This is a genomic window from Lunatimonas lonarensis (assembly GCF_000390185.1).
Classification (GTDB): Bacteria; Bacteroidota; Bacteroidia; order Cytophagales; family Cyclobacteriaceae; genus Lunatimonas; species Lunatimonas lonarensis.
Map to the genome: position 1 here is coordinate 25,363 of NZ_AQHR01000069.1, position 22,211 is coordinate 47,573.

At 50.5% G+C, this 22,211-nt stretch carries 20 protein-coding genes; 12 read left to right on the forward strand and 8 right to left on the reverse strand.

What is annotated here, in order from left to right:
* Nucleotides 1–105 precede the first annotated feature (105 nt).
* A complete protein-coding gene (gene hemH / locus ADIS_RS11430; protein ID WP_010854663.1) occupies nt 106–1,140 on the forward strand; it encodes a ferrochelatase in 1,035 nt (344 codons plus the stop codon).
* Between the two features lie 111 nt (nt 1,141–1,251).
* Here the strand turns inward: hemH and ADIS_RS11435 are convergent, their stop codons facing one another.
* The 5 genes from ADIS_RS11435 to cysS all read right to left on the reverse strand — a co-directional run bounded on the left by ADIS_RS11435 (nt 1,252) and on the right by cysS (nt 7,425).
* Nucleotides 1,252–2,700 (reverse strand): sialate O-acetylesterase, encoded by a 1,449-nt coding sequence (locus ADIS_RS11435; protein ID WP_010854664.1) that lies wholly within the window; start codon nt 2,698–2,700, stop codon nt 1,252–1,254.
* Between the two features lie 213 nt (nt 2,701–2,913).
* Nucleotides 2,914–3,459 (reverse strand): tetratricopeptide repeat protein, encoded by a 546-nt coding sequence (locus tag ADIS_RS11440; RefSeq protein WP_035805702.1) that lies wholly within the window; start codon nt 3,457–3,459, stop codon nt 2,914–2,916.
* 320 nt (nt 3,460–3,779) lie between these two features.
* Nucleotides 3,780–4,931 (reverse strand): galactokinase, encoded by a 1,152-nt coding sequence (galK, locus tag ADIS_RS11445; RefSeq protein ID WP_010854667.1) that lies wholly within the window; start codon nt 4,929–4,931, stop codon nt 3,780–3,782.
* A 27-nt stretch (nt 4,932–4,958) separates the two neighbouring features.
* On the reverse strand, nt 4,959–5,942 hold the full coding sequence (locus tag ADIS_RS11450) for a M28 family peptidase (protein WP_010854668.1): 984 nt from the start codon (nt 5,940–5,942) through the stop codon (nt 4,959–4,961).
* The gene (gene cysS / locus ADIS_RS11455; protein WP_010854669.1) at nt 5,932–7,425 is read right to left on the reverse strand and encodes a cysteine--tRNA ligase; all 1,494 of its coding nucleotides are present in this window, start codon (nt 7,423–7,425) and stop codon (nt 5,932–5,934) included. The genes ADIS_RS11450 and cysS overlap by 11 nt, the downstream gene beginning before the upstream one ends.
* A gap of 156 nt (nt 7,426–7,581) precedes the next feature.
* On the opposite strand from cysS, the gene ADIS_RS11460 reads away from it, so the two are divergent.
* From ADIS_RS11460 to ADIS_RS11475, 4 genes are all read left to right on the forward strand, one after another.
* Entirely contained in the window at nt 7,582–8,052 is a 471-nt protein-coding gene (locus ADIS_RS11460) for a ribosome maturation factor RimP (protein WP_010854670.1), read from the forward strand.
* A gap of 5 nt (nt 8,053–8,057) precedes the next feature.
* Nucleotides 8,058–9,305: a transcription termination factor NusA gene (gene nusA, locus ADIS_RS11465; protein ID WP_035805705.1), complete on the forward strand. Its 1,248-nt coding sequence runs from the start codon at nt 8,058–8,060 to the stop codon at nt 9,303–9,305.
* 71 nt (nt 9,306–9,376) lie between these two features.
* Nucleotides 9,377–12,358 (forward strand): translation initiation factor IF-2, encoded by a 2,982-nt coding sequence (infB, locus tag ADIS_RS11470; protein WP_010854672.1) that lies wholly within the window; start codon nt 9,377–9,379, stop codon nt 12,356–12,358.
* 50 nt (nt 12,359–12,408) lie between these two features.
* Nucleotides 12,409–12,609, forward strand: coding sequence for a hypothetical protein (locus tag ADIS_RS11475; protein WP_010854673.1), 201 nt, complete (start codon nt 12,409–12,411; stop codon nt 12,607–12,609).
* On the opposite strand, the gene ADIS_RS11480 is transcribed toward ADIS_RS11475, so the two are convergent.
* Together ADIS_RS11480 and phnW are read right to left on the reverse strand one after the other, a co-directional pair.
* Nucleotides 12,606–13,541, reverse strand: coding sequence for a sugar phosphate isomerase/epimerase family protein (locus tag ADIS_RS11480; RefSeq protein ID WP_010854674.1), 936 nt, complete (start codon nt 13,539–13,541; stop codon nt 12,606–12,608). The genes ADIS_RS11475 and ADIS_RS11480 overlap by 4 nt on opposite strands.
* A gap of 44 nt (nt 13,542–13,585) precedes the next feature.
* Entirely contained in the window at nt 13,586–14,692 is a 1,107-nt protein-coding gene (phnW, locus tag ADIS_RS11485) for a 2-aminoethylphosphonate--pyruvate transaminase (RefSeq protein ID WP_010854675.1), read from the reverse strand.
* 280 nt (nt 14,693–14,972) lie between these two features.
* Here phnW and ADIS_RS23560 point away from each other — a divergent pair, with 280 nt between their 5' ends.
* The 6 genes from ADIS_RS23560 (at nt 14,973) to ADIS_RS11505 (ending at nt 19,173) form a co-directional block, all read left to right on the forward strand.
* Nucleotides 14,973–15,095, forward strand: coding sequence for a hypothetical protein (locus ADIS_RS23560; protein WP_010854677.1), 123 nt, complete (start codon nt 14,973–14,975; stop codon nt 15,093–15,095).
* 402 nt (nt 15,096–15,497) lie between these two features.
* A complete protein-coding gene (locus tag ADIS_RS22985) occupies nt 15,498–15,734 on the forward strand; it encodes a hypothetical protein (RefSeq protein WP_155907399.1) in 237 nt (78 codons plus the stop codon).
* 360 nt (nt 15,735–16,094) lie between these two features.
* On the forward strand, nt 16,095–16,505 hold the full coding sequence (locus tag ADIS_RS11495; RefSeq protein WP_035805709.1) for a sulfotransferase family 2 domain-containing protein: 411 nt from the start codon (nt 16,095–16,097) through the stop codon (nt 16,503–16,505).
* Between the two features lie 15 nt (nt 16,506–16,520).
* A complete protein-coding gene (locus tag ADIS_RS22990; RefSeq protein WP_155907401.1) occupies nt 16,521–16,697 on the forward strand; it encodes a hypothetical protein in 177 nt (58 codons plus the stop codon).
* Nucleotides 16,687–17,205, forward strand: coding sequence for an aspartyl/asparaginyl beta-hydroxylase domain-containing protein (locus ADIS_RS22345; RefSeq protein WP_010854684.1), 519 nt, complete (start codon nt 16,687–16,689; stop codon nt 17,203–17,205). The genes ADIS_RS22990 and ADIS_RS22345 overlap by 11 nt, the downstream gene beginning before the upstream one ends.
* Nucleotides 17,206–17,883: 678 nt before the next feature.
* Nucleotides 17,884–19,173 (forward strand): sterol desaturase family protein, encoded by a 1,290-nt coding sequence (locus tag ADIS_RS11505; RefSeq protein WP_010854686.1) that lies wholly within the window; start codon nt 17,884–17,886, stop codon nt 19,171–19,173.
* Here the strand turns inward: ADIS_RS11505 and ADIS_RS11510 are convergent.
* Nucleotides 19,170–19,589, reverse strand: a complete 420-nt coding sequence (locus tag ADIS_RS11510) for a GNAT family N-acetyltransferase (protein WP_010854687.1) — start codon at nt 19,587–19,589, stop codon at nt 19,170–19,172. The two genes, ADIS_RS11505 and ADIS_RS11510, sit on opposite strands and share 4 nt — an antisense overlap.
* A gap of 839 nt (nt 19,590–20,428) precedes the next feature.
* On the opposite strand from ADIS_RS11510, the gene ADIS_RS11520 reads away from it, so the two are divergent.
* The gene (locus ADIS_RS11520; RefSeq protein WP_010854689.1) at nt 20,429–21,553 is read left to right on the forward strand and encodes a Gfo/Idh/MocA family protein; all 1,125 of its coding nucleotides are present in this window, start codon (nt 20,429–20,431) and stop codon (nt 21,551–21,553) included.
* Nucleotides 21,554–22,211: the final 658 nt, after the last annotated feature.

Sequence of the window (22,211 nt, forward strand, 5' to 3'; positions counted from 1 at the left end):
GGCAGCCTTTTGTATGCGATGCCTTATTGACGGGATAGTTTGCCATTTTATAACATTTGGGTGTACCTTTGGTTGTAAGATCGTATCAAAAAACAATAGAGGAAAATGAGCAAAAATACCGCAAAGATTGGCGTCTTGCTGGTCAATCTCGGAACTCCGGACAGTACAGCCACGGGTGATGTGCGAAAATACCTGAGAGAGTTTTTGATGGATGGAAGGGTGATAGATATTCCGTTTATCCCGCGATGGATGCTGGTGAACCTGATCATTGCGCCTTTTCGGGCTCCCAAATCCGCTAAAGAGTATAGGAAGCTCTGGACCGATCGGGGCTCGCCGCTTATGTTCCATACGGAAGACCTTACCGCAAAGCTGAAAGAGAAGCTGGATCCCAAAAAATACCACGTGGAGATGGCGATGCGCTACCAAAGCCCCAGCATAGCCGATGGATTAAAGGCACTGAACAAAGGCAATGTAAAAAAAATAATAGTATTGCCCCTCTTTCCGCAATACGCCTCTGCGACCAACGGTTCGGTAATCGACAAAGTAATGGAGGAGGCCAGGAAGTGGCAGATCATCCCCAACCTATCCTTCGTCACCAACTTTGTGGAACATCCCTTGTTTTTGGAGGCATGGGAAGAATTGGGCAGGGAGTACATCGCGAGGGAGAATTACGACATGTTTGTATTTTCCTACCATGGACTGCCCGAGCGGCAGATCAAAAAGGGCTCTGTCGATGGGTATTGCCAACTTAGCGATAAATGTTGCGCCAATTACACCAAAAAGAACCAGTTCTGTTATCGGTCCCAGTGCTTTTTTACTACCCGGTTGATCGCAGAGCGGCTGCAGCTTCCCCAAGAAAAGGTAAAAACATGCTTTCAGTCCAGGCTTGGTAACGACCCTTGGATTAAGCCGTATACCGAAGACCTAATCAAGGAAATGGCCGCAGAAGGCGTTAAAAAGGTGCTGGTATTTTCTCCGGCGTTCGTTGCAGATTGCCTGGAAACCACAGTAGAGGTTGGGGAAGAGTACAAAGAGGAGTTTATCGAGCTGGGTGGAAAGGCCTGGGATTTGGTTCCCAGTCTAAACGCCAACGATACTTGGGTAGAGTGCGTGAAGTCAATTGTAGAACAGGAAAGCTGATCGCTTCCAACTCAACGTTGGCGTTGTGGGAGAACTCGCCCTATGTCGTAAAGATAAAAAACGACCTAGGCTGGACATTTGACCAGCCTAGGCCGTTCTACTGCTATTCTTTTATTTTTTTCCGTAGGTGATACCCTGCCAATCGTCAGTCCGAAAAGGCTCCAAGGGTAATCCCTCTTTATTGTAGACGTTTACATCGTCCGGGTTGTCTGCCCATCCGTAGCGAATGGCCACAGGGTTTGCGATGGAGGATACATCGAGCAGTATATCGTTCCCATCCTGTGTACCCTTCACCCAATGAAATTGGCGGTCTGTGCCGGCGACGGCAAACCCCTTTACGTAACCATACCTATCGTTTATCCACAAGCCAGAACCTACGTGATCAAAGCTTACCCGCAGGGTATTGCCTTCCGTTTTCATGGCTTTGTATACTGGTCCACTGAATACCACCTCTTGGCCGTAGGCCACCTTTGCTGCTGCCAGGTAGAGCCGGTTAGCCACTGTCCATTTGTCTCTCGGGTGGATATCGTTGGCCTCTCCTTTTTCGATGATGACCGCCTGACCGGTATGGGGCAGGGACAGCGTCATGGATTGCGCCTCCCTAAGCTCAGCCCAATCGCTTTCTCCGGGCAGTTCTTTTGCGGCTTTGAAATTAGCCAGTTGCACCCAGATGAAGGGAAAATCCCCCTGTCCCCAATGTTTACGCCAATCCTGGATCATCAAGGGGAAAATTTCCCGGTATTGGTAGGCCCTTGGGGCATTGGACTCACCCTGATACCACAATGCTCCTTTGATGCCAAAAGGAATAATAGGCTCCAGCATTCCGTAAAACAGGCTGGTGGGCCACAAGTTGGGCCGTTTTTCTTCCGGATCAAACCCCTCGACGGGGCCGGACTGAAAGTTGGCTACACGCTCCGAAAAATCCGGGTGCGACCGCAGTGCTTCGTGACTGGTCCATGCCTCGGACACCGTTCCGCCCCAATTGATATCGAGCAAGCCCACGGGGATACCTTTTTCTAGGTGGAGCTGTTTGCCGAAATAATAGCCTATGGCAGAGAAGTTTGCCACGGATTCGGGTGTGCAGATAGACCAGTTGGCTTCCGGTACATCGGAAATGGGTGTAAGGCTCATATTTCTGCCTACCTCAAAAAGCCGGATCATCGGAAAATCCGCGACGGCAATGCTGTCTTCGCCGTGATTGGTATTTTTAAGTGGCCATTCCATATTGGACTGTCCACCGAGCATCCATACGTCTCCCACCAGTACATCCTGATAGGTGATATGGTTTTGTGACCCTTTCACTTCAAGTATAAACGGCCCTCCAGCTGCGCTGGGAGCCAGGTTGAGCCTCCATTTGCCTTCCTGGTCGGCACGGGTGGTGTACGTTTTTCCCTGAAAGGAAACCTGAACCCTTTCCCGTCGGTCTGCCCAGCCCCAAACGGGAATTTCCTGTTCTCGTTGTAGCACCATGTGGTCTGAAAACACGTGGGGCATGCGGACCAGTGCCTGAGCCGTAAATGTGGTCATCACCAAGACCACGAGCCATATCTTTTTCTTCATGTGATTATAATTTGTTTTTTAGCGTTCACAACTTGTCCCGGCTTATTTGGACGGAATCTCTATCTCCCATTGGCGGGTTTGATTTCATAAGGACCTGTGTTTTCAGGGAGGATGATTCTTGAAATTAAGTTGATGTGGAGAATTTCTACGTATTCGGTCAAATCTAAAAAATAATTTGTATAGAAAAGGTAAATGCCGAAAAAAATTCGGTGATCATTCTGCGGACAGAATCCTCAAAAGCTCCGACGACCGGGGATGGCTGCTTCGCTCTAAGTTGTATATAGCTAGGGAGGCATTCCCTTCGAGCAGATAGGCAAGTCCAAGGCCATAAGAGGCATTTGATTGCAAGGGGGAGGAATCGTCCGCAGCTACGTCCCGCAGGTAGTATAGGGAAGCTTTGATGTCTCGCTGGGCCAAATGGGAAGAACCGAGGAAATACTTTAGCGTGTCACTCGTAGGATACTGCTCCAGTATCGACCTGCCCAGCCGTATGGCCTGCTCGTAGTTGCCTGCCTGGTATTCCGTGATGGCGCGCTCAAACTGCGGGGTATATCCCGGGACAAATACGTCGTCGATTTCAAAAAATTGTGAAAACAAGTCGGGTTGTTTATAGAAAGCGCTGACGAGCCACATACCATTGATCAGAACCATGGCCGCCAAAAAAATAACCAGACCGGTAAGGAAACCCTGGGAGACCTGTACAAACGTGGCGGCCTTTTTGATGACAGTTTTGACCTGCTTAACGTTGATCTTGTTCATCGATGATTCCTTTTTTATCTACCAGATAGCCCGGTTTCAATACAGTTTACTGTTGATTTCAGTTCGTTGGTTTCTGGGGTAAATTCTGCAATACGGGTGAAATTTATCATAAATTCACCTATCGCCCAAACCGACGTGAGGGCCTTTTTTTAAAACAGGCTTTTCCAAAAGGTCTACTATGTTCTTTCGTCCACAGAATAAATCGAGAGGACCATACGAAGTGGGCACTTGCTAACCTATCGGCGGGGCTGATAGTTCCTCAAAACCCTATTAAAAATGAGCCTTTTTCAATACACGCTATACAGCTACCTTTCCGAAGCTCAGAAAAGGCGGCGTGTGCCATCCGAAGTGGCGACCACGTAGCTTTTCAATGCTATGCCGAACGCCCTTTCGTAAGATTCGTACAATTCGGATACAAAGGCATCTACCTGATCTGAGGCAACAAGGTTGAGGGTGCAGCCCCCAAATCCTCCGCCCATCATTCGGGCTCCCAGTACATGGGGATTTTCCCGTGCCTGTGCTACCAGAAAATCCAATTCCGGGCAGCTTACCTCGTACAGACCCGACAAGCCGTCATGGGAGCTATACATTTCTCTACCAAATCCGGCCAAATCACCTTGCGCCAGCAGTTCACAGCTTTTGAGCACCCGTTGGTTTTCGGCGATCACGTAGCGGCAGCGGTCATATACCTTGCCCGGTAAGTCTTGCTTGACTTCATTCAACCTATCCAGGCTAACGTCCCGGAGGCTTCTTACCTGCGGGTAACGGGAAGCGACCTTTTCAACACCTTGCCTACATTCCTCCCGGCGGGTATTGTAAGCACTGTCTCCCAGCGAATGCTCCACCCGGGTATCCAACAGCACTAATTTGAAACCACCCAGCGAGAGGGGAAAATAGGCGAAATCCAGGCTTCTGCAGTCCAGCCGGAGCGCATGCCCTTTGCGTCCCATCATCGAGGCAAACATGTCCATGATGCCACACTTTACCCCTGCAAATTCATGCTCGGCACGTTGGGAATGTAGTATGAGCTCCTGCTTGGGGATCTCCAATTCAAACAGTTCGGACAAACCCATCCCGACGCCGTTTTCCAAGGCTGCGGAGGAAGAAAGACCGGCGCCGATGGGAATATCTCCCCCGAATACACAATCGAAACCTTCTACGGGGTGGCCCGCCCGCTGCAGTTGTACCGTGACGCCCAGAATGAAGTTGATCCAACCTTTTTCCCGAGGTTGCCGCTCATCCAGCTCAAAGGTTTCCATGGCTTTGTAGTCAAGGCTGTAAACACGGGCTGTCCGTGTATTGTTCTTGGCGAAGCCAAAGTAAATGGATTTGTCGATCGCCGCCGGAAGCACAAAGCCGCCATTGTAATCGGTGTGCTCTCCTATCAGGTTTATCCTGCCAGGCGATGCAATCATCAAAGGGACTGTTCCAAACAATCGGGAAAACTCAGACTGGATACGGGTACCTAACATGGGATGTGGTTTTGAGTAAACGGGCAGTTATTCCTGATAGAGCGTAAACAGAACGGTTTCTCCCACAACCTGCAAGGTTTTTCGGTCGATCAAATCCATATTGTCCGCATGGGTATGGTGATAGTGACCAAATCCGAAATCCGGGCTGTATTCGATGATGTTGATCATAGGGATGTTGGCGTCTTTGTTTACGAAAAGGTGGTCGTCGGTGATGGCTTCCGTCTGGCGCATGATAAAAAAATCACCATGGCCGAGATGATGCGCGTAACTCCATACTTTGTCTACCACGTTTTTGGCATAATGCACCGAATACCCTTCTTTGTAAAACCGGGCTCCTTTGCCGCCCACCATATCCAGCAGGATGCCGAAATAGGCACTGTAGCCGGGTTTGTGCGGCGTAGTCGACCAATGTTGGGATCCCAGGCACCACCAGATCTGATTGTTGTTTCGGCGGCGCGAAAATTCAGGCTCTCCATCGTCCTCTCCGTCGAAGAGGATAAAATCCACTCCCACCTGCGGTGGCAGATCGGTGAGACTCAATACCCGGGCCAGTTCGAGGATGACCCCCACGCCACTTCCGCCGTCGTTTGCCCCGTCGATGGGTTCATTGATCCGCTCGGAATCCTTATCTGCCATGCGGCGTGTATCCCAATGGGCGGCGATTAGGATTCGTTTGGAAGCCTGAGGCTGAAAGGAGGCGATGATGTTGGTCAGGTTCCAGTTCAGACCGTCGTAGGTGCGTGCTGTGAACTCCTGTCTCTGTACCGTAAGCCCAAAAGACTCGAATTTTCCGACCAGCCAGTCCGCCGTTTGGCGATGGGGAGGGGTATTGGGTACCCTAGGGCCAAAGTCAACCTGCCGTTGGATATAGGCATAGGCGGAGTCGGCATGGAAGGTGGGAATGGTGGTAACAAACGAAACCGGAGGGGTTTCAATCGTTTCACGCGTAGTTGATTTTTCGCAGGCTACTATCAGTAACAGGATCAGGTAGATCCACCTTCTACTCTTCATAAGCCCAGTCAATTTTGTGTTTCATATCCTTGACGATGATGCCGAGGTTTTTAAGGTTGGCCCGTATCTCATCCACCCTGCCATAATCACGCGCCGTTTTTGCTTCTTGGTAAAGGCCTAAGAGCATCGTCAGAAGCGGTTCTTGGGTGTCTATTTTCTCCTCCTTAAGTCCGAGGATGTCGGTCACAAAGATTCGGTAGGTTTGCACCATGTTGTCAAATACCTCTTTGCCAAAAACGGAAGGAGACAGCTGTCCGGTATATACACTGTTTATTTTTTTGAGGAGGTTAAACAAGTGTCCGATTGCTTGGGCGGTGTTAAAATCATCGTCCATGGCGGCATAGGCAGCTTTTATGCTTTTCTGCACCTGCTCCACCTGTTTTTCGTCCGGGCTGGCACCGGGTTCATCAGCGTATTCCAACAAACCGGAAATGCGGAACCCATTAATGAGTTTTTTATATCCTTTTTGTGCCGCCTGCAGGGCCTGATTGGAGAAGTCCAAGGTGGAACGGTAATGCGCCGTAAGGATAAAGTACCGGATGGTCATTGGGCTATAGGCCTGTTCCAACACGGGATGGTCGCCTTGGAAAAGTTGCTGGAGAGTGATGAAATTCCCCAGAGACTTGCCCATCTTTTGCCCGTTGATGGTGATCATGTTGTTGTGCAGCCAATATTTTGCAGGATCTTGGTGGTTGCAGGCGTTGCCCTGTGCTATTTCGCACTCATGGTGCGGAAACATCAGGTCCATACCACCCCCGTGGATATCGAAGTGTTGTCCTAAATATTTGCTGGACATCGCAGTACATTCCAAGTGCCAGCCCGGAAACCCGAGGCTCCAAGGTGAAGGCCATTTCATTAGGTGTTCCGGAGCGGCTTTTTTCCAAAGGGCAAAATCCAGGGCATTGCGTTTTTCCGATTGCCCATCTAGGTCGCGGCTTCCACTAATCAACTCTTCGATCACCCGTCCGGAAAGCCTTCCGTATCGGGTATTTTCATTGTATTTGAGCACGTCAAAATAGACGCTCCCGTTGGTCTCGTAGGCCAACCCCTGCTTTAGAATATCTTCTACCAACTGGATCTGCTCGGGGATATGGCCGGTAGCCCTTGGCTCTATACTGGGTGTCAGGGTATTAAGCAGCTCCATGTCCCGGTGGTAGGACGCGGCGTAGTGATGGGCCACTTCCATGGGCTCTAGCTGCTCCAGTTTGGCTTTTTTCGCGATCTTGTCTTCCCCGTCGTCCGAATCTGCCTCCAGGTGGCCCACATCGGTTATATTGCGCACATACCGTACTGTGTAGCCCAAAAAAGTGAGGTACCGAAACACTACGTCAAAGGAAACGGCCGCACGGGCGTGGCCCAGGTGGGCATCGCCATAGACGGTCGGGCCGCAGACGTACATGCCCACGCGGGGAGGATTCAATGGTTCAAATTTTTCTTTTTGGCGGGAGAGGGTATTGAATAGTTTTAGCTCGTGTGATCGCATCCCGCAAATTTATCAAAGTTTCAATACTTTTTTTAGGAAAATAATTTTATTACCTTTGTAGCGTATTTGACAATCAGCCAGAGAGGGGACACGACGTCCCCTCTTTCGTTTACGATATTAAACACGCAAGGGTACCTTGCGGAGGGGAGTAAAGACATGGAGCTAGAACAGACTATTGCCGAGATTGTAGAAAAGCATTTGCCGGATGATTCTCATTTCATAGTGGAGGTCAAGGTAAACCAAGTCGGCTACAAAACGGTGCTTGGTATTCTCATTGATGCGGATCAGGGAGTAAACATCGACACCTGCGCAAAGGTAAGCCGGGAGGTATCGGAGGAGATAGAAGCGAAGGAGTTGATCCCTACAGCCTACACGATCGAGGTGTCCTCCCCCGGGGTGGGCTACCCCCTCAGTTCCCGTAGGCAGTACGCCAAAAACGAAGGCAGAAACCTTCAGGTTGTGCTGGAGTCGGGAGAGTCGGTGGAGGGAAGGCTGAAGGAGGTTGGCCAAACTGGCATTGTTTTGGTCGTGAAGCAAAAGGAAAAAGGAAAAAAGGCGACGGAGACAGAAATTGCACTGGCCTTTAATCAGATAAAAAAGTCTACAGTATTGGTTTCTTTTAAGTAAAAACAATGGATGCTAAAGTTTTAATTGAATCGTTTGCGGAGTTCGCAAGGTCCAAAAACGTGGACCGTCCCACCATGATCCGAATCCTAGAGGATGTATTCAGAGCGATGATTCGGAAGAAATACGAAACGGACGAAAACTTTGATGTCATCATCAATGCCGACAAGGGCGACCTTGAGATTGTGCGGATCAGGGAGATCGTGGACGACGATTCGGAAGACATTTGGGATTACGACAAAATCAGCCTTTCGGAGGCTCGGAAGATAGAGCCGGATTTTGAGATAGGCGAAGAAACCTACGAGCGTATAGAACTGGAGGATTTTGGACGCAGGGCGGTCATGATGGCGCGCCAAACATTGATACAGCGGATCAAGGACCTGGAGAAAGACATCCTTTTTCAGCACTACGAGGAATTGGCCGGTGAGATCATCAATGCCGAAGTATATCAGATTCTGGGCAGGGAAACCTTGCTGATGGACGGTGAGGGCAATGAGTTGATTTTGCCAAAGGGTGAGCAGATACCAAAGGACCGTTTCCGCAAGGGAGACATGGTACGGGCGATTGTACACAAGGTAGAGATGATCAACGGTAACCCCCGGATCATTCTTTCGAGGACATCGCCGATATTCCTGGAAAGGCTGTTCGAAAACGAAGTTCCCGAGGTGTATGACGGGCTCATCACCATCAAGAAGATCGTACGAGAGCCGGGCGAGCGCGCCAAGGTGGCCGTAGAGTCTTATGATGACCGCATCGATCCGGTGGGGGCTTGTGTAGGCATGAAGGGAAGCAGGATCCACGCAGTGGTCAGAGAGCTGCAAAACGAGAACATCGACGTGATCAACTACACGGAAAATTTGGATCTGTACGTGACCCGTGCGTTAAGTCCGGCCAAAGTATCTTCCATTCAAGTGGATGAGGAGCGTAAGCGCCTCTCGGTTTTTCTGAAGCCCGATCAGGTCTCGTTGGCTATAGGCAAGGGTGGATACAATATCCGATTGGCCAGCCGACTCGTTGGCTATGAGATCGATGTGTTCAGGGAGTTGTCAGAGTACGAAGAAGAGGAGGATGTGGATTTGGCGGAATTCTCGGATGAAATCGAGGAATGGGTCATCTTGGAATTCAAAAAGACTGGGTTAGATACCGCCAAGAGTGTATTGGCACTGACCAAGGAGGATTTGATTCGCCGAACTGAGCTGGAAGAGGAGACCATCGACGAGGTCTTTCGGATATTAAAACAAGAATTTGAGCAATAAAATCCCATAGAATATTCGCTTTCGGGGTTATATTTGCAGAACATTAAAATAAGTAGGATTAGGTTTAGCGTATGTCAGAAGAAAAAATGATGCGATTGGGCCAAGTTGCCAGAAAGCTCAACGTGGGGATTTCCACCATCGTCGAGTCTATGGCAAAAAAAGGCTTTGAGGTAGAAGGAAATCCAAACTCTAAAATTAGTCTGGAGCATTTTGATATGCTCGCTAAGGAGTTTAAGTCCTCTGCCCAAGATAAAGAGGAGGCCGCTCATCTATCTATTGGTAAACGCCACGGAGAGAACATCGTCATAAAAGCCGAATCAGAAATCGAGCCCGAAAGGCCCAAGAAGCAGGAAGTTGTTGAGAAACCCGTTGTGAAAGCGGAAGAGAAGCCTGCCGTTGCTGAACCTATTGCCAAAAAAGAAGAAACCGAAAAGATCGTACCGGAAGCGCCCAAGCTTCAGGGGATTAAGGTAGTCGGAAAGATCGACTTGGATGCCAAGAGGCCTGCCGAACCGGCAGAGAAGCCGAAGCCGGCTGCCGAAAAGCCCGCTCCGCCTGTGGAGACCCCTATCCCCAAGAAGGAAGCTCCACGCGTAGAATCCCCGGCCGCTGAAACGCCCGCCAAAGCGCCCGTTGAGCCGGTAGCTCCCGTTCAACCAGAGAAGCCCATCATTACCCCGGAAGCAACGTCGCCCGCTGTTGAGAAACCTGCGGAGGCTCTCCAGCCGGAAGCCAAGCAACCACCAGCCACTCCAAAAGAAGATCCTGCTCCGAAGGCGGATCAACCCTCTGATGGAGAATCGAATACTCAAGTGAATCCATCAGAGACAGTACAAAAACAAGATGAGGTGATTGCGGCAAAGGCCGATTCCCTCAAAGGGCTTACCGTACTTGGCAAAATCGAACTGCCGGTAGATAAGTCCAAGAAGAAGTCCAAGCCCGTGGCATCTTCGGATGAGCGCGGCTCCAAAGACAAGAAAAAGCGGCCCCGCAAACGCATCGATCAAAAGCAGAAGCCGGGCGAGGCTCCCGCTGCCGATGCAGGTCAGGCGCGCAATGTGGCCGCAAGGAAACCGGGTGTGCCAGGCAGAGGGACACCCAATCAGCGACCCGGAGCAAGGGGAGCAGCTCCCGCAGGCAACCGATTCCAGAAAGCAGAGCCCACACAAAAGGAAATCCAAGAGCAGATCAAGCAGACACTGGCGCGATTGCAGGGAGGCTCCAAGGGAGGCGGAAAAGGCAAGAACCGAAGAGACAAACGTTCGGATCGAAACAAGGAAGTGGAGGAGTACATTGAGGATACACGCATCCTTAAGGTAACCGAGTTTATCTCAGCCAACGATTTGGCTTCGCTGATGGATGTGTCCGTAAACGAGGTCATATCTGTTTGCATGTCCTTGGGTATGTTCGTTTCCATCAACCAGCGGCTGGATGCTGAGGCGATTACGATTATCGCCGACGAATTCAACTACGACGTGGAGTTTACCAAGTCGGACGAGGAGGAGAGCATTATCGAAACGAAAGATGCTCCGGATGAACTCGAAGAGCGTGCCCCCATCGTCACGATCATGGGTCACGTCGATCACGGAAAAACATCCCTCTTGGATTACATCCGTCGGTCTAAGGTAACCCATGGCGAAGCTGGCGGTATCACCCAGCACATCGGTGCCTACGATGTGATGACCAATACAGGCCACAAAATCGCGTTCTTGGATACACCGGGTCACGAAGCCTTTACCGCCATGCGTGCGCGGGGTGCCAAAATCACGGACGTAGCCATCATCGTGATAGCCGCTGACGACAACGTGATGCCGCAGACGAAGGAAGCCATCAACCACGCCCAAGTAGCGGGCGTGCCAATGATATTTGCGATCAATAAGGTCGATAAACCAAATGCCAATCCCAACAAAATCAAGGAAGAACTCGCCAATATGAACTTATTGGTGGAAGACTGGGGCGGTAAGTACCAGTCTCAGGAGATATCTGCCAAGACAGGGTTGGGCATAGACGAGCTGTTGGAAAAGGTGTTGTTGGAAGCAGAGATCTTGGAGCTCAAGGCCAACCCGAACAAAAACGCCATAGGTACCGTGGTAGAGGCGTCGCTGGACAAGGGTCGCGGATACGTATCCACCATCATGGTACAGGCGGGTACACTTCGCGTGGGAGACGTAATACTTGCCGGTCAGCACTATGGCCGTGTGAAGGCAATGTTTGACCACCTGGGCAAAAAGGTGGAGGCCGCCGCTCCGTCTACACCGGTGCAGGTACTTGGTCTGGGGGGAGCCCCTCAGGCCGGAGATATCTTCAAGGTCTACGATACCGAGCGGGAAGCGAGGGAAATCGCCAACTCCAGGGAGCAGATACAGCGGGAGCAAAGCTTACGTACCAAGAAACATATTACCCTTGATGAGATCGGCAGGCGATTGGCCATCGGTAGCTTTAAGGAACTCAACATCATTATCAAAGGTGACGTGGACGGTTCGGTGGAGGCCCTCTCGGATTCCTTGCTGAAGCTTTCCAAAGATGAAGTAAGTGTGAACATCATCCACCAAGGGGTGGGACAGATATCCGAGTCGGACGTGCTATTGGCCTCTGCCTCTGATGCCATTATCCTCGGCTTCCAGGTGAGGCCGTCTGCCAACGCAAAAAGGCTTGCCGAGCAGGAAGAGATCGAAATCAGGCACTACTCCGTGATCTACGATGCCATCAACCAGATCAAGGATGCCATCGAAGGCATGCTGGAGCCTGAGTTTGAAGAGGTGATCACCGGAAACATCGAAGTCCGTGAGGTATTCAAGATCTCCAAAATCGGTACCGTGGCGGGTTGTTACGTGACCAATGGGGTAATGAACCGCAAGAACAAGATCCGCGTGATTCGGGACGGTATCGTTATCCATGACGGCGATATCGATCAGTTGAAGCGCTTTAAGGACGATGTATCGGAAGTGAGATCCGGCTACGAGTGCGGTGTCTCGATCAAAGGCTTTAACGACATACAGATCGGGGATACCTTTGAAGGGTACAAGATGGAAGAAATCAAACGAAAGAAATAAACCGAATAGCAAAAGGCAGCCGCAAGCTGCCTTTTGGCTTTTTAAGCCGCATGGAAACGGTGTATTATTTTATTCAAACACTGGCATTTGTATCATTAAGTGCCTTGGTAGCCGGTATGGTTCGTCCGGTGACGGTGCTGTGGTTTCATTCGGTGGTAAACCGACTGGGGGTATTGCGCTACTACGGGGTTGCCACGTTGGTGTTTTTTGGCCTAGGTTTCCTGATAAAGCTGCTTTTTTTGACCGGTTAAAGGCGAATGCCAGCCTTTTCTCCTTCTGCCCGGATATGGGCGGCAGCCAGGTCGTATTCCGCCTCGGAAGGCAAATGCTCCATCATAAGGGGGATTTCGGGGATTTTGGCGAGTTCTTTTAGAAATACCTGGTAATCCAAAACGCCCAATCCCGGGCGTACCTCCGTAAACTGCGGCATGTAGTAATCTTCTTTAATGACGATATCTTTACCATGGCAACTACGGATATGGGGTCCAAGCCGCCGGAAGCAATCCCGTATCAGGTCGGCGTTGCGGTAGAAGAGGGTGGGCGTAGTGATCAGGTTCATCGGATCCATGTGCACGCCAAAATGTGGATGGGCGATGGCTTTGATCAGCTTCAGGTAGGAATCCACGTTGTCCGGATAGGTCCAGGGCATGGGTTCCAACACAAAGTAGGTGCGCTTGGGGTTGACTTCCAAGAGGATTTTGCGGGATACTTCCACGATCTGCTCGAAGGTCTCCGAGGTAAGGTTATCGGCGTGTGGGCCTGCCCAATGTACCGGGTTTTTGGAACCGCTGATGTTTACGCAGCAGTTGGCGCCTATTTCATCTGCCAACGCAAGGGAATCCACGCATTTTTGGTAGGCTGCCTTGGCCATATCCGTATCGGGGCTGATGGGGTTACTCCAAGCGCCGACTTCCGCGATAACGATGTCTGCTTTCTTTGCAGCGGCTTCGTAGGCTTTTATTTCCGTTGTATTGGCACCTAAGCCAACAGGACAATAGGCGGCCCGGTATCCCTTGGCTTTTACAGCCTGAATCCAGGCTTCCGGTTCGGAATATTTTTGATAGATAGGGCCTCCCAGTCGTAGGGAAATGGGTGCTGCTTTGCCCCAGGCTGTGAGTTGGGATCCAATGCCCAAGGCAAAAGACGCTGCCAAGGCTTTTTTCGAGAAGTTCCTTCGGTTCATAATGGGTAGGATTATACCGTCAATATACGGCTAAATTCCGACTCCTACCAAAACCTGATCTTTTGGAGCGCGGCACCCAGTCGCTCGAAATCCTCCGGAAACACATGTCCGATATGGCCTATCCGGAAGGTAGCCGCGTGGGAGACCTTTCCCGGGTAGATCACAAATCCCTCTGCTTTGAGTTTTTCGTAGAGGACACCAAAACTAAAATCCGGGCTTTCCGGCTCCAAAAAGGCCGTAATGATCGGTGACCGGTCTTCTTCCTGCAAAAACGGCTGCACATCTACCGCTGCCATGCCCTTGATCAGGCTGTGGTGGTTGGCCCAATAGCGCTCGTGCCGTGCGGAAATGCCCCCTTCCTCGTGCAGCTCGGAGATGGCCTGCAAAAAGGCCCTTACCGTGTGGGTGGGTGAGGTAAAGCGCCATTTGCCCTTGTCCTGCTCCATGGCATCCCACTGATCGTACAGGTCTAGGGAGTGGCTTTTGGAGTTGCCCTTGCAGCTCTTCAACACCTCTTTTCGTGCCAATACAAAGCCAAATCCCGGTACCCCTTGAATGCACTTGTTGGCGCTGCTGATCAGCAGATCCACCGTTGGAGCAGTAATGTCCAAGGGAATACCCCCGAAGCTGCTCATGGCATCCAGTATGAAAATCTTGCCGTACTGTTCCGCCAACCGGGCATGGGGTTCGTAGCGGTTGAGCATGCCAGTGGTGGTTTCGCTGTGTACCATGCCTATATGGGTGATCGCAGGGTCTGTTTGCAGGATTTCCTCTACCTGCCCGGGGTCGGGCTGCTGGCCTTCCTCCCAGGACAATACCCGGTGCGGTACGCCGATCATTTGCACAATTTTCCCCATGCGCTTGCCGTAGGCACCGTTGGACAGCACGAGGATCTTGCTGTCGGGCTTGAGGCAGGACCACATCACCGACTCCACGGCAAAGGTGCCGCTTCCCTGCATCAATACGGCGGTATAGTTTTCCCCGCCGCCACTTAGGCCGATCAGTTCTTCCCGGATTTTCTGGACGATCTGTTTGTAGTCATCGTCCCAGGTGCACCAGTCGCGCGTCATGGCACCGCGCACGGTCTTGCTGGTACTGAGTGGGCCTGGGGTAAGTAGAAGGTACGGGTTTTCGGGTATCTGTGGGATCATAAGGGTGTAGGCTTAACATGTATCTCAAAAACGGTGCTTCGCAGAGCGGCATAGGCCTGGTGTTTTTGCCCGGATCACCGTTCCGGCCTGCTGCCCAAAGATACGTGTAATGCGAAAAATTCCCTGTTTTGTCCGGAAAATAATCTTTTCGCATAGCTCGGCATTGGACCCCTCGGTATCCAGGCTAAAAATTCCGGAATGGCTTGCTTTTATGCAGATAGTATTTTTTCTTGCGCAGAAATAAGATAAATGCAATTCTTTCACCAAAAAACAGCTAAACATGGAAAACGAGAAAAAGCAGGAAAAAAAACAATGGATTGAACCGGAAATGAAAGGCATGAGTGTTCAGGGTGGGACTCTTCCCGATACTTATGAGGCAGCCTTCTCTGGGTCTTTAAGTTAATTTGATCCTTGGTTCCCTAAAATTAATGTTTCTGACACCTTTCAAAAGAGGCTGCCCTTTTGGGACAGCTTTTTTTATGCGATTATTTTTCCGGGATATCCGGAAAAGGTTGAATCTCCAACTATACATGAAGTGGGTGATTTGGGTAATTACCCTGTCGATTTTCCGGCAGGAAAGCACCTTCTACCTATAGCTTTGAAACAGTATGTTATTAGTTGCACGGGATCGTAGTCGGCAATTTGACAAATATTGTTCGGGAAAAGTCCGGGGCACTTATCGGTTTGGTGTTTACTGTTTGAGAAAAGCCTTGGTGCCGAATATTCGGAAAGCGAACCCAGTATCCAAGGGGTAGGGGCGTCAGCCCTTCCATCTTGGTAGAGCGAGATCGAGGCTGGATAAAGCATGCCACCTTACAAGCGGGGCCAAGCAGCCCATCCAACTTTACGGACAGCCTGTTTTCGTCGGTACAGGGGCTGCCAAGACCTGAATTTAGGCAGCTTCCCTTTCCCCATTGAGGTGGCAGGCATTGGCGCGAAGCTGGGGTCACTGGATTGGGGATCCTTCACGCACAGGCAAAAAGTGCACGAGGTACATAAAGAAACACTGGCCGCATCCATTTGTTGCTTGATTGGAAAGTGAATAAGGGCTAGGGCGTAGATTTCCGGTGTTTCGCCTTAGAATCTAAACGTAGATTTTGGATTGGCCTGCTTTGAACTCCTCGGTGTCTGGGCTAAAAAATCCGGAATGGCTTGCTTTTTTAAGCAGAAGATATTTTCTTACGCAGAAATAAGATAAATGCGATTCTTTCATCAAAAAAACAGCTAATCATGGAAAACGAAAAAAAACAATGGATTGAACCGGAAATGAAAGGCATGAGCGTTCAGGGTGGGTTTACTCCCAATCTTACTGAGGGAGTCTTTTACGGGAGTGCAAGTTAATTTGATCCTTGATTCCCTCCAACTAATCGTGCTGACACCTTCCAAAACAGGCTCCTCCTCGGTGAGAAGCCTGTTTTCGTCTGTACAGGGGCTGCCAAGACCTGAATTTAGGCAGCTTCCCTTTCCCCATTACCACCTGACCCTATCTGAACTGATGTATGTACACGGGCTAACGGAGAAGAGTCTCTCCTCCTACCGCATCGTTCAGGTGGTCAGAAACCCCCTGAACCGCTTCGTTTCCGCTTGGAAGCATCAGGAACGGATACTGGGAAAAACAATGGCTCTGCAAGCGCTCTTGGAAAAACTCGCCATGTACAAATGCTTGCTGCCGGACAAGTGGGAGGAGTTTTACCGGAATTTTTACGAAGACCCCCAACACAGGGAGAAGTCCTTTGCCCGCGGAAACTGGGGCGGGCTGAGGTTTTACATGGACCAGGTGGATTGGAATGATGTGAATCGGCCGGTTCATTAGGTTAGGCTGGAGGAATTGAGCGCTGATAGTTCCGGACTATCGGATAGGTTGGGCGTGTCCCTCCCGGCACTTCCGCAAAAGAATATGGGCACTTATTCGGAGTCGATACAGGATTCCCTTACAGATATTCAAAAAGAGCAGGTCTACAAGCTTTTCGAGAAAGATTTCATTGCGTTTGGTTATGGACTTTAATTTTAAATTTCTGGGGGCCATTGAAGTGGCAGGCATTGGCGGGAAGCTGGGGTCACTGGATTGGGGGTACTTCACGCACAGGCAAAAAGTGCACGAGGTACATAAAGAAACGCTGACCGTACCTCTTCTTTTTGACCAGGGCTTTTCGAAGATAAACCTTTACAAGGATTTTGGGCAGTTCATGCGGGAGTTGGAACCGGTAAAAAAGATACTGTCCGAAACGCTCGGAAAAGGGTATCTCCAGTTCGCGTTGTTAGTCAATCTTCCGGCCGGCAAGCAAGTACTGCGGCATGTGGACCTGGCAGACGGGTTCAAATTGTTCAGCAGGGTTCATATTCCCATCCAAACCAACGAAAACTGTTTTTTTGAAGTGGACGGTGAGGTGATCCACATGAAGGCAGGTGAGGTTTGGGAAATCAACAATTCCGAAAAACCCCATGCCGTTCAAAATCTTGGGGACACAGACCGAATCCATTTGTTGCTTGACTGGAAAGGGAATAAGGGCTAGGCTAGGGCGTAGGTGATGGGAAAGGGCTTTTTCTGACCTTATCGTATTGGGTAGGAATCGAGGTTCCGGATTGGTATCCTTTACAATCTATTTTTTTTGGGAATAGCAAAAATAAACACCAAGGGGTCTTGCATATTTATAATAAAGAAGTTTAATTTAGCCTATAATTTTGATGCAAAGCATACCGTCAAATTTTTAAGCAAAAAAACAGCAAAAGAATGAGAAAGCAGTGGATTGAACCCGAGATGAGTGAGATGTTTGTTAACAATGGGGGGTCTCCTGGCCCTGTTGAAAACTATAACTTCGACTCAATTAGTTAATTTTATAATTACATCATAAAGAATGGTTTTTTTATGGTCTTCTAGTATAGACTTCACTGTTTTTGGTAGGTGCTATTAGAGGTTTTTCTTTAGTTCTGATTTAATAACCGAACCCCTTTTCTAAAGTCAAATCGCCAACCCTGTAGGCGGTAGGATCGTGTGGGCATTTTGCCTAACACAGGGGTTTTTCTACCTGTGTCCTATCCTTCGGGTGGTTAGATTCCCATTTTCATCGTTTATTTGGGCTGTTTGGCATACCAGGGGCGAAACTGGATTCTATGGCTAGAATCCAACGCGTGTTTGTTGTTTCCAATCCGGAATTTTTCCTATATTTCTTTTCTGAAAACCCTCTACGGATATGGAACTGTATGCCAAAGTGCTCAACTATACCATGCCGGTCTTTCTCCTCCTGATTTTGGTGGAGCAGCTGGCCGCCCGGCGTATGGGCAAGCAGGTAAACCGCAGCCTCGACAGTGTATCCAGTATCAGTTCCGGAATGACCAACGTTATCAAGGATGTACTGGGGCTTACCATATCCCTACTGACCTACGATTGGTTGGTGGGGCATGTAGCGATCTTTAAGATCAACGCCACCTGGCTTACCTATGCGGTGACAATTTTGGTCATCGATTTCAAAGGCTACTGGGTGCATCGCTGGGAACACCGTGTCAACATCCTGTGGAACCGCCACGTGATCCACCACAGCAGTGAGGAGTTTAACCTAAGCTGCGCCCTGCGGCAGACCGTGTCTACCGTGTTTGACTACTTTGCCTTTTTGTTGCTGCCTGCCGCCGTGCTGGGAGTGCCCGTAGAGGTCATGGCTGTCGTGGCACCTATCCACCTATTTTTGCAGTTTTGGTACCATACCCGCTTGATCGGCAAGATGGGTGTTTTGGAAAAAATCATCGTCACCCCCTCCCACCACCGGGTGCACCATGCCATCAATCCCATCTACATGGACCGGAATTTCGGTCAGCTTCTGATCCTGTGGGACAAGTGGTTTGGTACCTTTCAGGAGGAACTGGAGGAGGAGCCCTGTGTGTATGGGATCACGCGCCCAGCCCGAACCTGGAATCCGCTCAAGATCAATTTTCAGCATTTCTGGCTGCTGCTGCGGGATGCCTACCACGCCCGAAGTTGGAAGGATAAGCTGCGGATCTGGTTTATGCCCACCGGCTGGAGACCGGAGGACGTGAAACAACGATACCCCGTTTACACCATCGCCGACCTGCAAGCCTATGCAAAATACGACCCTCCGGGATCAAGTGGGTTCAGTATCTGGGCCTGGACGCAGCTGCTGGTCTGTTATGGGCTGTTGATCTATTTGTTCGCTCACCTAGTCACTATTGGTTTCAGTCATGCGGCCGTATATGGGGGCTTTTTGGTGCTTTCCATCTATGCATTTACCGAGTTGATGGACCGCAATCCACATGCCTGGGCGTTTGAGCTGGTCAAGGCTACGGTGGGCCTGGGGATCATCTACTGGCTGGGGGATTGGTTTGGCGCATCGCAGCAGTATCCCTGGCTTACCCCGTTGGTGGGCGCCTACCAGGTACTGTCCTTTTTTGTGTCGGCCTATTTTTCGGCTGCAATCCGAGCCGGGCAGCCATTGCCGGAGGCAGAAAGCGTCCATCAGCACGGAGCCTAGCGGAGATTTTCCACCTCTTCAAGGGTATAGCAGTGATCATGTCGGGTCATGCCGATCCGCGGATAGTAGTCTACGGCCTTGGGGGCCGCTATCAGGATCAGCTTCGCCATTGGCGCCGCCAGCTTGGTACGGCGTATCAGTTCCTTGCCGATCCCCTGTTTTTGGTAGGCACTATCCACGGCCAGATCCGAAAGGTAGGTGCAAAACGAAAAATCGCTCAGTGCCCGCGAAACACCTACCAGCAGGTCCCCATCCCTTGCAGTGACGATCAGGTTGGCATGCCGCAGCATGGAGGCGAGACGGGACTCGTCATCAACCGGGCGTCGTTCACCCAGGGTGGACCGCCGGAGAAGCGAGGCAAATTCCTCCACTGTCAACTCATTTTCGGTTTGGTATAGTAGGGTCTTTTTTGTCATCTCGTTGGTTTTAAGGGCTCGCTAAGATAACCATTCCTTACCTGTCCCTTTTAGTGCGGTAGGGATAATTTGCAGATGAATCTCCTCATTTTTTAATTGGCTTGCCTGGGATTGGCTCTGTTGACGTTTCTTCCACCTGAGCTGTTTGGTGCCAATAGTTCTTGTGCTGTCATGATGTTTCATTACCCACGAACAGCAGCGCTACGCTTGGAATTCTTGCGTCCTACTATTTTCCCAAAGCAGGGGTATTTGGGTGATACCACGGCCGTAAGCTTTTGATTCCGCGCCTTCGGCGCTTGGGTGGAGTGTTCTCATTCTTCCTTGGGCGTTGCCCAAGGCTACTGATTTGGCACCGTTGGTGCTTGCAGTTGAATATGTACCAACTTCCCGAAGGGGACTAACCTAGCCAACACGGCTATGGAACCATTCGGGGATCTTTACAAAAGCATCGGCGGTGCTGTAATCAGTAACATGGCCTGTCAGGGCTATGCAAACATGTTGTCCCAATCCCCACAATCCCCAACGGTGCGACAATCAATCCCGCAAATAGCTCGGCCTGTTAGTACTTTTCAGCCGAAAAAGAATCCTTAGTGCGTAAAATAGGATGAACAAAAAAATATTGATGATCAGATATGCATGATTGAGCAAATTTGGGGCAGGACCAGTCAGGGAAAAACAGGGATCGTTGCCTGGCCCTAGAATAGGCAGTGGCTGGATTTTAGTGGATACGATTTTCATCGTTTGGCAGAAAAAGAGTATCTTTAACGTGCCTCTACAGGTCGAAAGAACAAAATTTCCCGTACCCCGTAGTTCAACAATAACCATAAACCAATAAGCCTATGAAATCACGCAGAAGTTTTTTACAAAAGCTTACCCTTTCCGCCGCTTCCATTCCCTTTGTTGCGCCTTCGCTGGCCCGGGATTTTTCCGAAATCTCCACCACCGAGGCCTATCAGGGGCCCATTCTTCGGGTCGCCATTATGGGGCTGGGCAGCTACGGCACCCGGGTGGCGGAAGCCATGAAGGACTGCAAAAAGGCCAAACTGGTGGGCGTTATCAGCGGTACTCCCTCCAAGGTAACCGAATGGCAATCCAAGTATAATATCCCCGCCAAAAACTGCTACAACTACGAAAACTTCGACGCCATCAAGGACAATCCCGACATAGACGCCGTATACATCATCACGCCCAACTCCCAGCACAAGGACCAGACCATCCGGGTGGCCCGTGCCGGCAAGCACGTGATCTGCGAGAAGCCCATGGGGCTAAACGCCAAGGAAGGCCGGGAAATGGTGGCCGAGTGCAAGAAGGCAAACGTACACCTGCTGGTGGGCTATCGCATGCGCTTTGAAGGCAATACGCTGGAGGTCGTCCGTATGCGGCGGGAAGGAGAACTGGGCAAGATCATGTTCTTTCAGGGCCTGAGCGGCTTCCGGATCGGCGACCCTACCCAATGGAGGTTGAATAAAGAACTCGCCGGTGGCGGTGCCATGATGGACATAGGCATCTACTCCGTAAACGGCGCCCGGTATATGGTGGGCGAGGAGCCTATCTGGGTCACCGCCCAGGAGACCAAGACCGATCCCGTCAAATTCAAGCCCGGGGTGGATGAAACCATCCAGTTTCAGTTTGGATTCCCCAGTGGGGCGGTGGCGTCCTGCCTGTCTACCTACAACATGAACGGATTGGACAAGTTTTACCTCAATGGGGAAAAGGGATTTGCCGAGATGCAGCCCTCTACCGGTTACGGTCCCATCCAAGGGCGCACTCACAAGGGTCCCTTGGACAAGCCACACATCACCCATCAGACAGTGCAGATGGACGAGATGTCCGACATTATCCTGGCAGGCAAAAAACCCGTCCTCCCGGTAGATGGAGAAGAGGGGCTAAAGGACCTGATCATCATCGATGCGATTTACAAAGCCGTAAAGACGGGGAAGAAGGTGGCCCTAAACTTGACCTAAGCAAAAGGGCAACCAACATAGATTAGCAGGCCGGCTAGGGGATCTTCTCCGCCGGCTTTGTTCTTACGCCTGCGTCCTATCGATTTTCCAAAGCAGGGGTGTTGCCACTGGCTGTTGATTCCGCGCCTTTGGCGCTTGGGTGGCGTAGTCGCATGTTTCCTTGGGCGTTGCCCAAGGCTATTGATTTGGCACCTTTGGTGCTTGCAGTTAAGTAAGCACCAAGGGTACGGTGATCGTTAGCATGGCCTGCTAGGGCTATGCAGAGATATGATTCCAAATTCCGGAAGCACCAACAGTGTGACCACCGGATTGCGTATACCCATTTTAGTTTTTGGGTTTCCGAATTCTTATGGACCTTTGGTGCTGTTGATTAAATAAGCACCAAGGGTGCGTTAATCGTTAGCATGGTCTGCTAGGGCTATGCAGACATATGATTCCAAATTCCGGAAGCACCAACAGTGTGACCGCCGGATTGTGTATACCCATTTTAGGTTTCCGAATTCTTATGGACCTTTGGTACTGTTGATTAAATAAGCACCAAGGGTGCGTTAATCGTTAGCATGGCCTGCTAGGGCTATGCAGACATATGATTCCAAATTCCGGAAGCACCAACGGTGTGACCACCGGATTGCGTATACCCATTTTAGTTTTTGGGTTT